Consider the following 13,931-nt stretch of genomic DNA (forward strand, 5'->3'; position numbering starts at 1 on the left):
GCCACCTGAGATTGATCACACCGTCCATAGTCTGGGACGTGTAGTCTCGCGCGGTGGATCCGCTACACAAGGACATCTTCGACCGGTTGGAACACTTCTACGACGCGGTGCCCCGCGACGTCGCCGGTGCTGAAGACCATGGCGGGCTGGTGCTGTTCGTCCGCGAGGGTGCCGGCTGGCCGTTCTACGCCCGCCCCCGGATCGGCGCCACCGAGCCGCCGTCCCTGGCCGACGTGACAGCGGTACGCGAGCGGCAGCGCAAGCTGGGCCTGCCGGAAGCCTTCGAGTGGGTGCACGAGACCACTCCCGAGCTGCTGGCGGTGGCCCGCTCGGCGGGGCTGCACGTGCTGGAGGCACCGCTGATGGTGCTCGACCCGGCCGCGCTGCCCGATCCGGCGACGCTGTCCGACGTACCGGTGCGGGTGCTGGCGGCGGACTCCCCCGGCTTCGCCGCCGACGTCGCGGCCCGGCGCGCGGTGGCAGCGGTGTCGTTCGCCGCCGCCGGCACCGCGCCCGGTGAGGCCGGCCCGGCCGAGCGGGACGCCGCCGTCACCGAACTCGAGGTGGCCGCGCTCGACGAGGAGCGGGTCCGGATCGCCGACGGCCGACGGATCTCCGCGCTCGCCGGGACGTCGACCGACGGCGCGCTGGCCAGCGGCATGGCCATGCGGGTGGGCGACGTCGCGGAGATCGCCGGCGTGGCCACGCTGCCGGCCGCCCGCCGACGCGGGCTGGGCGCCGCGCTCACCGCCACCCTCGCCCGGGAGTTGCACGCGGCCGGCACCGACCTGATCTTTCTCTCCGCGGGCAGCGACGACATCGCCCGGGTCTACCTACGGGTCGGCTTCCGCCGCATCGGCACCGCCTGCATCGCCGAACCCGCTGCGCTCATCGCCTGACCGCTCCCGCCGCCCGGCTGTCAGGCCGGGGGACGCCACTGGGCGGCGGAGGAGGCGGCACTGGAGAGCAGCCGGGTGTTGATCGTGCCGAGTGCGGCGTCCCGGGCGCGCAACGCCAACCGGCCCCGGGCCTGGAGCACCGCCGACATCCGCCGGGTCTGCCGGACCACAGTCGCGGCCCGGGGGCGGCGCACCCGGTCGTACGCCTGGACCGCGTCGGGCAGTCGCGCCTCACGCAGCAGTGAGGCGAGCGTGGCGGCGTCCTCGAACGCGAGGCAGGCGCCCTGCCCAAGGTGCGGCGGCATGGCGTGCGCCGCGTCGCCGAGCAGCACCACCCCGCCCGGCCCGACGGGGAAGCCGTACGCACGGGGCAGCGGCCGCAGCTCGCGGACCTCCTGCTGGACCAGGTCGGCCGGGTCGGTGGCGTCGAGCAGCGCGCCGATCGGGGCGGGCCAGCCCGCGTACCAGCGGCGCAGCAGGGCGAGCTGGGTCTCCGGGGGTTCCGGGCGAGGAGCGCCGGCGGCTGTGGCCACCCAGTAGATCCCGCCCCGGGTCGACCCGCCCGAGGAGCCGCGATCACCCAACGACGCGGCCACGAACCGGTAACCGGCACCGAGGATCTCGCCGGCCAGTGGTTGGTCGTCGGGCAGCCGAGGCGCCTGGTACCAGGGGATGACGGCCCGCCAGGCGGCGCATCCGGAGCTGACCACCCGGGACTCGGGGGCGAGTTGACGGCGGATCCCGCTGTCCGTGCCATCGGCGGCGACCACCAGGTCGGCCTCGATGGTGTGCCGTCCGTCGCTGACCGCCGGCCGTTCGCCCGGCTCGACCCGGACGTGCCGCACGGTCACGCCGGTACGCAGCTCGACCCGCTCACCGAGGCCCGCGATCAGCGCGTCGTGCAGGTCCTCACGGTGCACCATCACCGGCATCCGGTCGGCCGGGATGGGCCGAGGCTGCACGAGCCAGTGCCCGTCCGGGCGGCGGACCCCGCCGTCGGCCAGCGGGGTGGCGATGGCCGCGAGGCCCGCGCCGAGGCCGAGGGCCTGCAACGCGCGGACACCGTTGGGCCAGAGCACCACGGCGGTCGGCTCGGGGCGAACCCGTTCGGCGCGTTCCAGCACGGTGACCTGCCAACCGGAGCGGGCCAGCGCGCCGGCCACCGCGAGGCCACCGACCCCTGCGCCGACCACCACCGCGCTTCGCATCGGTGCCGCCCCCGCTCAGCTGTCCCGGTCGGCGGGCCGCACGCCGGCGGCGTCGGCCCGGTCGGCACGCGCAGCCGACGGCTCGTCCACCGGCTCGTCGTCCTCGTCGTCGCTGGACGGGCCGTCGACGGGCGCCGCGTCACCGAGCGGCCCGTCGCCCGGCCGGGAGTCCTGGTCGGTGGCCGGCTCCGGCGGGATGACGCCGGTGGCCTGCCAGGCGGCGTACTGCTCCTCGCGCACCACCCGGTATCCCTCCGGAGCGGTGGCCCGCGCGGGGGTCTCGCGCTCCGAGAGGTCGACCTGGGACAGGTCGGACGCGGGCGTCGGGGTCGGCGTCGCCGCCGCACCGAGCGGGATCAGGTAGTCGCGCGGGCCGCGCACCCTGACGAAGTAGATCAACGCGCCGAGGAAGACCAGGGCGGCGGTCCACACGTTGAGCCGGACGCCCAGAATCTGGTTGGCCTCGTCGGTGCGCATCAGCTCGATCCAGAACCGGCCGACGGTGTAGCCCATCACGTACAGCGCGAACGCGCGGCCACGACCCAGCTTCAGCCGGCGGTCCAGAACGAGGACCAGGGCGACGACGCCGAGGTTCCACAACGCCTCGTAGAGGAATGTCGGCTGGTAGAGGCCCGGTTCGAGGATCGGCTGCCCGGCGTCGTCCCGCAGCGCGTGCCCCGGATTGTCCGGGTCCATCCGGTGGATCTGCAGGCCCCACGGCAGGGTGGTCCGGCCACCGAACAGCTCGTTGTTGAACCAGTTGCCGAACCGGCCGACCGCCTGGGCCAGCGGCAGCCCGGGGGCCAGCGCGTCGGCCACCACGCCGAACGGGATGCCGAGCTGCCGGGCGGCGATCCACGCGCCGACCGCGCCACCGGCGACGGCACCCCAGATGCCGAGACCGCCCTCCCAGATGGCGAACGCCTTCATCGGCTCACCGCCCGCGCCGAAATACTTCTCCGGTGAGGTGACGACGTGGTAGATCCGGGCACCGATGATGCCGGCCGGCACCGCCCAGACGGCGATGTCGAGCACCGCGCCGGGCGCGACGCCGCGCTGCCGCAGCCGGCGCTCGGTCACCCAGCAGGCCAGCACGATGCCGGCGATGATGCAGAGCGCGTACGCCCGGATCGGCACCGGCCCGAGTTGCCAGACCGCGGTGCTGGGACTGGGCAGGGCCGCCTGGGGGGACAGCGAGGCGAGGGTCACGGGTGCACACGCTACCGCTGCACACCCCCATAGCGGCACCCCGGTCGCGGGAGCGCGCGTCTCGGTGACTTCTGGTTTGCGCCGCCGTACGCTCTTTGTCCATGAGCGCGCTCACCTGGGCGGTCGCCGCGGTCGTCAACGACGACGACGGCCGGGTGCTGCTCTGCCGGCAGGGCCGGGGTGAGCGCCGCCACGCGCTACCCGGCGGGCGGCTGCGCCCGACCGAGAGCCCGGTGCAGGCGGCCCTGCGGGACATCCGCGCGGAGACCGGCTGGCAGATCGAACTTGTCGACCTGATCGGCGTCTACCACCTGACCGGCCCCAGCGGGCAGTCGTCGCCGGGACGCGCCGCGCCGCTGCCGGACGTCCTCGTACACGTCTTTCGGGCCCACGCCACCGACGACCGCCCGCCGGCCGGCCCACCGCCTGGTTGTCGGTTGTCCTGGCACTCCCCCGACGCGCTGCCCGAGGCGGTCACCCCGCTCACCCGGGCCGCCGTCGCCGACGCGACCGCCGGCCGCTCCGGCGTGCTCCGCGCGGTCCGCCGGGTGCCCGGTGCCGTAGACACCTCGCCGCCGGCGGCTCGCCCAGCCGAGGAGGGCTGGCCGACGACCGCGCAGGACGGCGAGCCGGGCGTGGACGAGGACGGACGGCCGGGCGTGGGCGCGGACGGGCAGCCGGGCGTGGGCGCGGACGGGCAGCCGGGAGCGGGGCAGCCACCGGAGCAACGCGGCGAGGCCCCGGACCCCTCCTTGCGCCACTGACAGATCCGTAAGCGCCCGGAGGTCCGGCGCGTGGCCGCGGAAGCCCGCGCCGCTTCGCTGGCGGGCCTGCACGAGCACCGACAGGTCGGCGCGGGCGGGTCAGCGGGCGGGGTTGCGCACGCCCTCGGCGAGCTCGGCGCTGAGGGCACGCAGGGCCGCCAGCCCCTCCGCCTCGGTGGGCGCGTCGAGCAGACACCGGATCAGCGCACTGCCGACGATCACCCCGTCGGCGTAACCGGCGACGGTGCCGGCCTGCGCACCGGTGCCCACACCGAGACCGACACCCACCGGCAGGTCGGTGACGTCCCGGACCCGGGAGACAAGCGTCGGTGCCGCGTCGGAGGTGCTCGCCCGCGCGCCGGTCACACCCATGACGGCGGTGGCGTAGACGAAACCGCGGCAGTGCTGCACGGTCATCGCCAGCCGCGCGTCGGTGGAGGACGGGGAGACCAGGAACGTGCGGTCCAGTCCGTGGGCGTCCGAGGCGGCCAGCCACTCGGCCGCCTCGTCGGGAATGAGGTCGGGGGTGATCAGACCGGTGCCACCGGCGGCGGCCAGGTCACGGGCGAACACGTCCACGCCGTACCGCTCGACCGGGTTCCAGTAGGTCATGGTGACCACCGGAGCGCCGGTGGCCGCCACCGCCTCGATGATGCGCAGCGTGTCCCTGGTGCGGACGCCGCCGGCCAGCGCGATGTCGCTTGCCTTCTGGATCACCGGCCCGTCCATCACCGGGTCGGAGTAGGGAATCTCCACCTCGATGACGTCGACGCCGGCCTCGACCATGGCGGTCATCGCGGCGATGCTGCCGTCGACGGTCGGGAACCCAGCCGGCATGCAGCCGATCAGCAGGGCCCGCCCGTCGGCGCGGGCCTTGTCGAAGGCCACCCCGATCCGGCTCATCTCACCGCTCCTTGTCGAGGATGCCGAAGTAGTCGCCGGCGGTGTGCACGTCCTTGTCGCCCCGCCCGGAGAGGTTGACCACGATGGTGGGCTCCCGGCCCAGCTCGGCGGCGAGCTTCGGGGCCAGCGCGACGGTGCCGGCGAGCGCGTGCGCGCTCTCGATCGCCGGGATGATCCCCTCGGTGCGGCAGAGCAGCTCGAACGCGGCCATCGCCTCGTCGTCGGTGACCGGGAGGTAACGTGCCCGGCCGGTGTCGTGCAGCCAGGCGTGCTCGGGCCCGACGCCCGGGTAGTCCAGGCCGGCGGAGATCGAGTGCGACTCCAGCGTCTGCCCGTCGGCGTCCTGCAGCACATAGGTGCGGGTGCCGTGCAGGACACCTGCCGACCCACCGGTGATGCTGGCCGCGTGCCGGCCGGTGGCCACCCCGTCGCCGCCGGCTTCGAAGCCGTACAACCGCACGTCCTCGTCACCGACGAACGCGTGGAAGATGCCAAGCGCGTTGGAGCCGCCGCCGACGCAGGCGGTGACCGCGTCCGGCAGCGCGCCGGTGAGGTCGAGGCACTGCTGACGGGCCTCGTCACCGATGCCCCGGACGAAGTCGCGGACCATCGCCGGGAACGGGTGCGGACCGGCGGCGGTGCCGATCAGGTAGTGCGTCTCGTCGACGTTCGCCACCCAGTCGCGCATCGCCTCGTTCATCGCGTCCTTGAGGGTGCGCGAGCCGTTGGTGACCGGAACGACAGTGGCGCCGAGCATCCGCATCCGGGCCACGTTGAGCGCCTGCCGCTCGGTGTCGACCTGGCCCATGTAGACCACGCACTCCAGGTCGAACAGGGCGGCGGCGGTCGCGGTGGCCACACCATGCTGGCCGGCGCCGGTCTCGGCGATCACCCGGGTCTTGCCCATCCGCTTGGTGAGCAGCGCCTGGCCGAGCACGTTGCGCACCTTGTGCGCGCCGGTGTGGTTGAGGTCCTCACGCTTGAGCAGCACCCGCGCACCGAGCTTCGCGGAGAACCGCCGGGCCTCGTAGAGCAGCGACGGCGTACCCGCGTAATCGCGCAGCAGCGCGCCGAACTCAGCCCGGAACGACTCGTCCGCCATCGCCGTGCGCCACGCCCCGTCGAGCTCGTCGAGCGCGGCCACCAGGGCCTCGGGAACGAACCGACCGCCGAAGCGGCCGAAGTGGCCGGCGGAGTCGGGCTGCGGGCCGGCCACCGGGGCCAGCGCGTCGGCGCTCATCGGAAATCCTCTCGGTGGGGCGTCCGGTGCGGGGTCAGCGCACCGGCCGGGGCGTTGCCGGGTGGTTACCCGCGTTGACCAGCTCGGCGACCGCCTCGCGAGGGCTCTTCTGGGTGACCAGGCCCTCGCCCACGAGGACCGCGTCAGCACCCGCGGAGGCGTACCGGATCAGGTCGTGCGGGCCCCGAACGCCGGATTCGGCGATCTTGACGACGCTGCTGGGCAGGCCGGGGGCGATCCGCTCGAACACCGACCGGTCGACCTCCAGGGTACGCAGGTCACGGGCGTTGACCCCGATCACCTGAGCGCCCGCCTCCAGCGCGCGGTCGGCCTCTTCCTCGTCGTGCACCTCGACCAGCGCGGTCATGCCCAGCGACTCGATCCGCTCCAGCAGGCCCATCAGCACGTTCTGCTCGAGCGCGGCCACGATCAACAGCACCAGGTCGGCACCGTGCGCGCGCGCCTCGTGCACCTGGTAGCTGGAGACCACGAAGTCCTTGCGCAGCACCGGCACGCTGACCGCGGCACGGACGGCCGCCAGGTCGTCGAGCGAGCCACCGAACCAGCGCCCCTCGGTGAGCACACTGATCGCCCGCGCCCCACCCGCGGCGTAGTCGACCGCCAGGTCGGCCGGATCGGCGATCTCGGCCAGCCGCCCCTTGGACGGCGACGAGCGCTTCACCTCGGCGATCACGGCCACGCCGGGCTTACGCAGCGCCGCGTACGCGTCCAGCGGCGGCGGCGCCGCCGCTGCCAGTTCACGGATCCGCTCCAGCGGAACCTGCTCCTGGCGTCGGGCGACGTCTTCACGCACGCCAGCCAGAATCTCGTCGAGCACGCTTACGGACGCTGCCTGACCGGCCTCGTCCCCCTCCGCGTGCGCATGCTCAGCAGTCACCAACGGACTCCCCTCTCCGGGCGTCATGGGCCGATGCTAGGGGCAGCCGACCGACGCCGAATGCCGGGGGTATGGCGCTGCTCACGAAAAGGGCTGCGGCATAATGGCCGACTTGCCGTGAACGGTATGTCACGCAGCGCCACCTCCCGTATCGACAATCGTCACGCGGTATGGAGCCTGGCGGCCGCGATCAGAGCGTGCCGTTGCATCGATCATGCCACCAGTTCCGCACCGGCGCCCGACGACAACGGCGACCGTCGATGTTGTGAGCAAGCTCAAGGCCGAACGGACGGTCCCTGGTCACGGCCGAGGCGGGACAGTTGACCGGGCGGTCACGACGGCGAAACGTCAGCCGGCCAGCATCGTCCTCGGGCAGACTCGATGGCGCGCCTGCCCCGACCGTCGCAACTCCTCGTGCGAGGTGACCATGAGCATGTCCGAGCCGCAGCAGACCATCGGCCTGACGACCATCTCGCGGACGGTGGCGTCGCTCGCCGTCGGGGTGGTGCACACCCTGGAGCGGGCCGTGGTGGGCGAGGGGCGGATGCGCACGGCGCGTGGCAACGCCTGGGAGGCGGTCTGCGCCGACCGGGCCCGCGCCGACCAGCGCGCCGAACTGAACCGCCTGGTGGCCGAACTGACCGCCGCCCGCGCCGCCCGTCAGCGACCGCAGCGGGACCGTCAGCCAGTCGGCTGACACCACCGGCCGTCGCGTCAGTCGGCCGTCGGGTCCTCACCCCGATCCAGCGCGTCCCACGCCTCGGTCGTCCGCCGCCCGGCCATCGGCCCGGGCGGCTCCGGCGTGCCGGTCGGCGCGGGCGCGGCCTGCCCAGCGGTGCGGGCCGGCCGTTCGTACCGGGCGCCCATCGCCGGCCAGCCGCCACCGCGCACCGCCGTCCAGAAACCGCCCACGGCGGCCAGCAGGCCGCCGACCAGGCAGAGCACCGGCCACTGCCGCTGCGCCAAGCCGTCGACACCCAGCCCGTACCCACCGCCGGCCGCAACAGCCAGGGCGAGCACGCCGAGCAGCGCGCCGAGCACCTGCCGCAGCCGCCCCCGGGTTGCCAGCACCGCGCCACCGCCGGCCAACGTCACCAGAGCCAACGCCGGCAGCCAGGGCAGCAGCGCGGCACCGCTGCGGGTGTCGCGTACCGGCGGAAGCGGCGCCGGGCGCACGGTCAGCTCGACCGACCAGGTCCGCGTCGCTGCCCACAGCGCCAGGGCCGCGCCGACCAGGCAGAGGAGCACGGCGTACGCCAACTCGCGCCGACCCTCGGCGGACCGCTCGCCGCCGCTCACCGGGCCGGCCTTTCGTTCGCGACCGCGGGGCTCCGCTGCGCTGCACTCCTCGCGCTCACCGAGGCTGGCCTTTCGTTCGCGACCGCGGGGCTCCGCTGCGCTGCACTCCTCGCGCTCACCGAGGCTGGCTTTTCGTTCGCGACCGCGGGGCTCCGCTGCGCTGCACTCCTCGCGCTCACCGAGGCTGGCTTTTCGTTCGCGACTGCGGGGCTCCGCTGCGCTGCACTCCTCGCGCTCACCGGGCCGGCCGCAACGTCTCGGCGGCGGCGATCGCGGCCAGCACGGCGGCGGCCTTGTTCCGCGTCTCCTGGTCCTCGGCGGCCGGGTCCGAGTCGGCCACCACCCCGGCTCCGGCCTGCACGTAAGCGCGGCCGTCGCGGATGAGCGCGGTCCGGATGGCGATCGCCATGTCCAGGTCGCCGCCGAAGCCGAAGTAGCCCACCGTGCCGCCGTAGAGGCCGCGGCGAACCGGTTCCAACTCCTCGATGATCTCCATGGCCCGTACCTTCGGCGCGCCGGAGAGGGTCCCGGCCGGGAAGGTCGCGGCGAGCGCGTCGAACGCGCTCTGGTCGTCGCGCAACGTGCCGGTGACGGTGGAGACGATGTGCATGACGTGGCTGTACCGCTCGATGGTGGCGAACTCGGGCACCTCCACGGTGCCGGGCTGACACACCCGGCCCAGGTCGTTGCGGCCGAGGTCGACAAGCATCACGTGCTCAGCCCGTTCCTTGGGGTCGGCGAGCAGCTCCGCGGCGAGCACGGCATCGGCGGCGGGGGTGCCGCCGCGCGGCCGGGTGCCAGCGATCGGGTGCAGCAAGGCCCGACGCCGTCCGCCCGCGCCACCGGTGACCTTCAGGTGCGCCTCCGGGGACGAGCCGACGATGTCGAACCCGTCGAAGCGCAGCAGGTACATGTACGGGCTGGGGTTGCTGGTGCGCAGCACCCGGTAGACGTCCAGCGGGTCGGCGTGCGTCGGCCGCTCGAAGCGCTGGGAGAGCACGATCTGGAAGCACTCGCCGGCGCGGATCGCCTCCTTGGCGGCCTCCACCGCCTTCGGGTAGCCGCCGTCGGGCGTACGGCAGAGCACCTCCCCGACCGGCGGACGCTCGACGGTGGAGATCATCGGTGGGATGGGCCGGGACAGCGCCGTGGTCATCGCGTCCAGCCGGCCCACCGCGTGGTGGTACGCGGCGGCGACCTGCGGGGCGCGGTCCGGGGCGTCCAGCGGCGGCAGCACCGCGTTGGCGACCAGGATCGCCGAGCCGTCGTAGTGGTCGAGCACCACCAGGTCGGTGGCGAGCATCATGCCCAACTCCGGCACGCCGAGGTCGTCCTCGGTCAGGTCGGGCAGCCGCTCGAAGCGGCGAACCAGGTCGTAGCCGAGGTAGCCGACCATGCCCCCGGTCAGCGGCGGCAGACCGTCGGACGGGTCCCCGACCGGGCCGGCGAGCGCCGCCACCGTCTCCCGCAGCACCCGCACCGGGTCACCCTCGGTGGGCAACCCGGCCGGCGGCTGGCCGAGCCAGGTCGCCACGCCGTCCCGCTCGACGAGGGTGGCGCTGCTGCGGACCCCGATGAACGAGTATCGCGACCAGGCCAGGCCGGCCGAGCCGACCCCCTGCTCGGCCGACTCCAGCAGGAACGTGCCGGGCCCACCGGCCAGCTTCCGGTAGACCCCGACCGGCGTCTCCGCGTCGGCCAGGAGCCGCCGGGTCACCGGCACCACCCGCCAGTCGGCGGCCAGCTCGGTGAAGGTGCCCAGGTCGGGGCTGACGGTGCCGTCGGTCATGGCTGGGTCTGCCTTTCGTTCGCGGCTGCGGGGCTGCGCCGCGCTGCGCTGCGCGCGCTCACCGTGCCTCCGGGGCGGTGACGGGCAACTCGGTGAAGAAGCAGGTCCGGTGGCCGGTGTGGCAGGCGGCACCGACCTGGTCCACGCTGATCAGCAACGCGTCTCCGTCGCAGTCGAGCGCGACCGAGCGGACGTACTGGTGGTGCCCGGAGGTGGCTCCCTTGACCCAGTATTCGCGTCGGCTGCGCGACCAGTAGGTGGCCCGGCCGGTGGTGAGGGTGCGGTGCAGGGCCTCGTCGTCCATCCAGGCGACCATCAGCACCTCACCGGAGTCGTGCGCGCGGACGACCGCGGCGACCAGACCGTCGGCGGTGCGGCGCAGCCGGGCCGCGATGGCCGCGTCGAGTCGGGACGGGCGAGCCGACCCGGAGGCCACCGGGTCGCTCGGAGCGCTGGGGACGCCGGTCGTCGGCGAGTCAGGTACGGACACAGTGTCCAAGTGTCCCGCACGTGGCGCGGGCACCGGCGACCGCTCCCGGCGGGGCTGCGGCGTGGGCCCGTCGGGTCGGGCCAGCTGGGCCACGTAACGATCCAGCCGACCGTCGACCAGGGCGGCGGCCAGGTCCGCGCCGGCCGCCTCGGCGATCTCCTCGGCGTACGGCCGGATCAACGGCAGGGTGCCGGCGACCAGCCGTACGGCGGCGGCCCAGAGCTGGCCGGTGGCGCCCGGTCGCAGCCCGAGGCAGAGCAGCATGTCCGCCCGGTAGCCGGGTGGGGCCACCGGCAGGTCCAGGGCCGCCGCGAAGGCCGCCCGGCGGGAGTGGACCCGTACCGACGGGTTGGCTGGGCGCAGCACCGATGGGCAGAGTCGGGCCAAATCGGCGACGGCGAGCCGGACCCCGAGGCGGTCGTGGGCGGACCGGGCGGCGGCTGCCTTACCGAGAGTGGCGATCAGCTCCTCGAGCCGGGGTGGCTCGGCGGGCTGGCAGAGCACCGGCAGGTCGATTCGTGGCCGCCAGTGCGGGTCGGCCCAGAGCAGCCGCGCCGGCGCGGTGACCGGCAGCCCGAACGCCCAGTCGGCTGGTTCGCCGAGCCGGTGCACCCAGGAGCGGACGTCGCGGGCGGCGACCGAGACGTGGGTGACCCGGCCTGCGGATTCGGCCAGGTACGCCTGCCGCGCGGCGTACGGTGCGCCGCCGACGAGCACGTCGAGGTCGACGTCGCTGTGCGCGGTGGCGGCCCGGCGGGCGTGGCTGCCGCGCAGCAGGATGCCGACGACCGGCCGCTCGGCGCCCTGCCGCAACCGTGCGGCCCAGTCCTCAAGAAAACCGCTGTTCGGTAACGGAGCGTGACCCACCGCGCCATCGTGCCGTACGTCCGATCGGCGCGCAATGCCCGGTGGCGGACTTGGTGTCCGGTCCGGAACCTACTGCCCGTTCTCATGCTCTCCGTGACGCCGGGCACTCGCGCACCGGACTTCGCCGTTGCGCCCGGACCGATATTTCATCTAGCGTTGAGTTCAACAGATGATGAGTTTTTTGGAGGTGCACGATGGACGACGCGATAGCCGTCCGCGACCTGGTCGTCGACCGGGGCGGGCGGCGGGTGCTGGACCGCATCAGTTGCCGGGTCCCCCGCGGCGCCGTCACGGGGCTGCTCGGCCCCAGCGGCAGCGGCAAGACCACCTTCATGCGCGCCGTGGTCGGGGTGCAGGTGGTCAGCGGCGGGACGGTCACCGTCCTTGGGCAGCCGGCGGGCAGCCCGGCGCTGCGGCACCAGGTGGGCTACCTCACCCAGGCGCCGAGCGTCTACGCCGACCTGACCGTCCGGGAGAACGCCCGTTACTTCGCGGCCCTCTACGGGCGCGGGCGGGTCGAGGCCGACCGGGCGATCAGCGATGTCGGGCTTGCCGAGGCCGCCGGCCAACTGGTCGCCACCCTCTCCGGCGGTCAACGCAGCCGGGCCTCCCTGGCCTGCGCCCTGGTCGGGGAGCCGGAGCTGGTCATTCTCGACGAGCCGACCGTCGGTCAGGACCCGGTGCTACGGGCCGACCTGTGGGCCCGGTTCCACGCGATGGCCGCAGCGGGCACCACCCTGCTGGTGTCCAGCCACGTGATGGACGAGGCGGCCCGCTGCGACAGGTTGCTGCTGATCCGTCAGGGGCGGTTGATCGCCGACGACAGCCCGGCCGCCATCCGCGCCGCCGCCGGTGTGGACGACCTCGACGAGGCGTTCCTGCGCCTGATCCGGGCCGGCGAGGCGGGCCCGACCAGCACCGTCACGAAAGCCGGACAGGAGCAGTCATGAACCCCCGGATCCTGGCGGCCACCACCGGCCGCATCCTGCGTCAACTCCGGCACGATCGGCGGACCATCGCGCTGCTCGTGGTGGTGCCGACCGTCCTGCTCACCCTCGTCTACTTCATGTACGCCGACCAGCCGACCCCACCCGGACAGCCGACCACGTTCGACCGGGTCGCGCTCGTGATGCTCGGCATCTTCCCCTTCGTGATCATGTTTCTGGTGACCAGCATCGCCATGCTCCGCGAACGCACCTCCGGCACCCTGGAACGTCTGCTCACCACGCCGCTGGGCAAACTCGACCTGCTCTTCGGTTACGGCATCGCGTTCGGGCTGGCCGCCGCCGCGCAGGCAACGGTCGCCGCCGCCGTGGCGTATTGGGTCTTCGATCTGGACACCGCCGGCAGCATCGGGCTGGTGATCGGGATCGCGGTCGTCGACGCCGTGCTCGGCGTCGCCCTCGGGCTGCTGTGCAGCGCCTTCGCCCGCACCGAGTTCCAGGCAGTACAGTTCCTGCCAGTCGTCGTGATCCCCCAACTGCTGCTGTGCGGGCTGTTCGTGGCCCGCGACGAGATGGCCGGTTGGCTCCAGGCGCTCAGTGACGCCTTCCCCCTGTCGTACGCCATCGAGGCGTTGCAGGAGGTCGGCGCCCACGCCGAGCCGACCGGCACAATGTGGCGGGACGTGGCGGTGGTGCTCGGCGCGGTGGTGCTGGCGCTGGTGCTCGCGGCGGCCACCCTGCGCCGACGCAGCGGGTGAGGCTGCGGCAGCCGTGGGCAGACCGGCCCACGGCTGCCCACGTGGACGAACGAGGGGCGGCGATGACGCGGCGGACCGGCCGGCGACCCGGCAACCCGGACACCCGGGAGGCGATCCTCGACGCGGCGCGCACCGCGTTCGCCGAGCGTGGCTTCGACTCCGCCTCGATCCGCGCCATCGCCGGCACCGCGGGCGTCGACCCGGCGTTGGTGCACCACTACTTCGGCAGCAAGGACCAGCTCTTCCTGGCCGCGATGAACTTTCCCTTCGATCCGGCTCAGCTGGTACCGAACGTGCTCTCCGGCGACCAGGACGGCGTCGGTGAGCGGATGGTGCGCACCTTTTTGGGCATCTGGGACTCACCGGCCGGCAGCGCCGCCCAGGCACTGCTGCGCTCCGCGGTGAGCAACGAGTGGACCGCTCGACTGCTGCGCGAGTTCGTCGCCACCCAGGTCCTGCGGCGGGTGCTCGAACAGCTCGACGTCGATCCGGCCCAACTGCCGCTGCGGGGTTCCCTGGTGGCCACCCAGATGATCGGCCTGGCCATGATGCGGCACGTGGTGCGACTGGAGCCGGTCGCCTCGGCGGACCCGGAAACCCTTGTCGCCGCGATCGGCCCGACGATCCAGCGCTACCTCACCGGGCCGCTGCCGGCCTGAGGCA

Annotated in this window: 14 protein-coding genes and 1 pseudogene; 6 read left to right on the plus strand and 9 right to left on the minus strand. The window is 73.8% G+C overall.

Annotated features, from left to right (window positions below):
* Window positions 1–53 precede the first annotated feature (53 nt).
* Complete coding sequence (locus AB0F61_RS16900) at window positions 54–899, plus strand: GNAT family N-acetyltransferase (RefSeq protein ID WP_357810084.1); 846 nt, start codon at window positions 54–56, stop codon at window positions 897–899.
* 20 nt (window positions 900–919) lie between these two features.
* Here AB0F61_RS16900 and AB0F61_RS16905 read toward each other — a convergent pair whose 3' ends face one another.
* Both AB0F61_RS16905 and lgt read right to left on the minus strand, forming a co-directional pair.
* Entirely contained in the window at window positions 920–2,107 is a 1,188-nt protein-coding gene (locus AB0F61_RS16905) for an NAD(P)/FAD-dependent oxidoreductase (protein ID WP_357810087.1), read from the minus strand.
* Window positions 2,108–2,122: 15 nt separating this feature from the next.
* Entirely contained in the window at window positions 2,123–3,316 is a 1,194-nt protein-coding gene (gene lgt, locus AB0F61_RS16910; protein WP_357810090.1) for a prolipoprotein diacylglyceryl transferase, read from the minus strand.
* A 101-nt stretch (window positions 3,317–3,417) separates the two neighbouring features.
* Here lgt and AB0F61_RS16915 point away from each other — a divergent pair, with 101 nt between their 5' ends.
* A complete protein-coding gene (locus AB0F61_RS16915; protein ID WP_357810093.1) occupies window positions 3,418–4,080 on the plus strand; it encodes an NUDIX domain-containing protein in 663 nt (220 codons plus the stop codon).
* Between the two features lie 99 nt (window positions 4,081–4,179).
* Here the strand turns inward: AB0F61_RS16915 and trpA are convergent, their stop codons facing one another.
* From trpA to trpC, 3 genes are read right to left on the minus strand one after another with little or no spacing between them, the layout of a single operon-like run.
* A complete protein-coding gene (trpA, locus tag AB0F61_RS16920) occupies window positions 4,180–4,983 on the minus strand; it encodes a tryptophan synthase subunit alpha (RefSeq protein ID WP_357810096.1) in 804 nt (267 codons plus the stop codon).
* 1 nt (window position 4,984) lies between these two features.
* Window positions 4,985–6,223 (minus strand): tryptophan synthase subunit beta, encoded by a 1,239-nt coding sequence (gene trpB / locus AB0F61_RS16925; protein ID WP_357810099.1) that lies wholly within the window; start codon window positions 6,221–6,223, stop codon window positions 4,985–4,987.
* A gap of 34 nt (window positions 6,224–6,257) precedes the next feature.
* Window positions 6,258–7,061: an indole-3-glycerol phosphate synthase TrpC gene (gene trpC / locus AB0F61_RS16930; RefSeq protein WP_355032734.1), complete on the minus strand. Its 804-nt coding sequence runs from the start codon at window positions 7,059–7,061 to the stop codon at window positions 6,258–6,260.
* Window positions 7,062–7,548: 487 nt separating this feature from the next.
* Here trpC and AB0F61_RS16935 point away from each other — a divergent pair, with 487 nt between their 5' ends.
* Window positions 7,549–7,818 (plus strand): hypothetical protein, encoded by a 270-nt coding sequence (locus tag AB0F61_RS16935; RefSeq protein ID WP_357810102.1) that lies wholly within the window; start codon window positions 7,549–7,551, stop codon window positions 7,816–7,818.
* Between the two features lie 17 nt (window positions 7,819–7,835).
* Here AB0F61_RS16935 and AB0F61_RS16940 read toward each other — a convergent pair whose 3' ends face one another.
* From AB0F61_RS16940 to AB0F61_RS16955, 4 genes and pseudogenes are all read right to left on the minus strand, one after another.
* Entirely contained in the window at window positions 7,836–8,420 is a 585-nt protein-coding gene (locus AB0F61_RS16940; protein WP_357810105.1) for a Trp biosynthesis-associated membrane protein, read from the minus strand.
* A 235-nt stretch (window positions 8,421–8,655) separates the two neighbouring features.
* Complete coding sequence (locus AB0F61_RS16945; protein WP_357810107.1) at window positions 8,656–10,209, minus strand: anthranilate synthase component I; 1,554 nt, start codon at window positions 10,207–10,209, stop codon at window positions 8,656–8,658.
* Between the two features lie 58 nt (window positions 10,210–10,267).
* Window positions 10,268–10,699, minus strand: coding sequence for a phosphoribosyl-AMP cyclohydrolase (gene hisI, locus AB0F61_RS16950; protein ID WP_357810218.1), 432 nt, complete (start codon window positions 10,697–10,699; stop codon window positions 10,268–10,270).
* A 180-nt stretch (window positions 10,700–10,879) separates the two neighbouring features.
* Window positions 10,880–11,566, minus strand: a pseudogene (locus AB0F61_RS16955) (phosphoribosyl-AMP cyclohydrolase); the annotation flags it as partial.
* A gap of 194 nt (window positions 11,567–11,760) precedes the next feature.
* Between AB0F61_RS16955 and AB0F61_RS16960 the strand changes: the two are divergent.
* The 3 genes from AB0F61_RS16960 to AB0F61_RS16970 all read left to right on the plus strand — a co-directional run bounded on the left by AB0F61_RS16960 (window position 11,761) and on the right by AB0F61_RS16970 (window position 13,927).
* Complete coding sequence (locus AB0F61_RS16960) at window positions 11,761–12,516, plus strand: ABC transporter ATP-binding protein (protein ID WP_357810109.1); 756 nt, start codon at window positions 11,761–11,763, stop codon at window positions 12,514–12,516.
* On the plus strand, window positions 12,513–13,268 hold the full coding sequence (locus AB0F61_RS16965) for an ABC transporter permease (protein WP_357810112.1): 756 nt from the start codon (window positions 12,513–12,515) through the stop codon (window positions 13,266–13,268). Before AB0F61_RS16960 ends, AB0F61_RS16965 begins: the two co-directional genes overlap by 4 nt.
* A 62-nt stretch (window positions 13,269–13,330) precedes the next feature.
* Window positions 13,331–13,927 carry a TetR family transcriptional regulator gene (locus AB0F61_RS16970; protein WP_357810114.1) on the plus strand — a complete coding sequence of 199 codons (597 nt, stop codon included), beginning with the start codon at window positions 13,331–13,333 and terminating at the stop codon, window positions 13,925–13,927.
* Window positions 13,928–13,931: the final 4 nt, after the last annotated feature.

Source organism: Micromonospora sp. NPDC023888, assembly GCF_040639415.1.
Lineage (GTDB): Bacteria > Actinomycetota > Actinomycetes > Mycobacteriales > Micromonosporaceae > Micromonospora.

Bases quoted from the DNA above. Each gene is read 5' to 3' on its own strand.
- trpA (WP_357810096.1), bottom strand. From the start codon at position 4,983: ATGAGCCGGATCGGGGTGGCCTTCGACAAGGCCCGCGCCGACGGGCGG.
- AB0F61_RS16970 (WP_357810114.1), top strand. From the start codon at position 13,331: ATGACGCGGCGGACCGGCCGGCGACCCGGCAACCCGGACACCCGGGAG.
- AB0F61_RS16915 (WP_357810093.1), top strand. From the start codon at position 3,418: ATGAGCGCGCTCACCTGGGCGGTCGCCGCGGTCGTCAACGACGACGAC.
- AB0F61_RS16935 (WP_357810102.1), top strand. From the start codon at position 7,549: ATGAGCATGTCCGAGCCGCAGCAGACCATCGGCCTGACGACCATCTCG.
- AB0F61_RS16945 (WP_357810107.1), bottom strand. From the start codon at position 10,209: ATGACCGACGGCACCGTCAGCCCCGACCTGGGCACCTTCACCGAGCTG.
- trpB (WP_357810099.1), bottom strand. From the start codon at position 6,223: ATGAGCGCCGACGCGCTGGCCCCGGTGGCCGGCCCGCAGCCCGACTCC.
- AB0F61_RS16905 (WP_357810087.1), bottom strand. From the start codon at position 2,107: ATGCGAAGCGCGGTGGTGGTCGGCGCAGGGGTCGGTGGCCTCGCGGTG.
- AB0F61_RS16960 (WP_357810109.1), top strand. From the start codon at position 11,761: ATGGACGACGCGATAGCCGTCCGCGACCTGGTCGTCGACCGGGGCGGG.
- AB0F61_RS16965 (WP_357810112.1), top strand. From the start codon at position 12,513: ATGAACCCCCGGATCCTGGCGGCCACCACCGGCCGCATCCTGCGTCAA.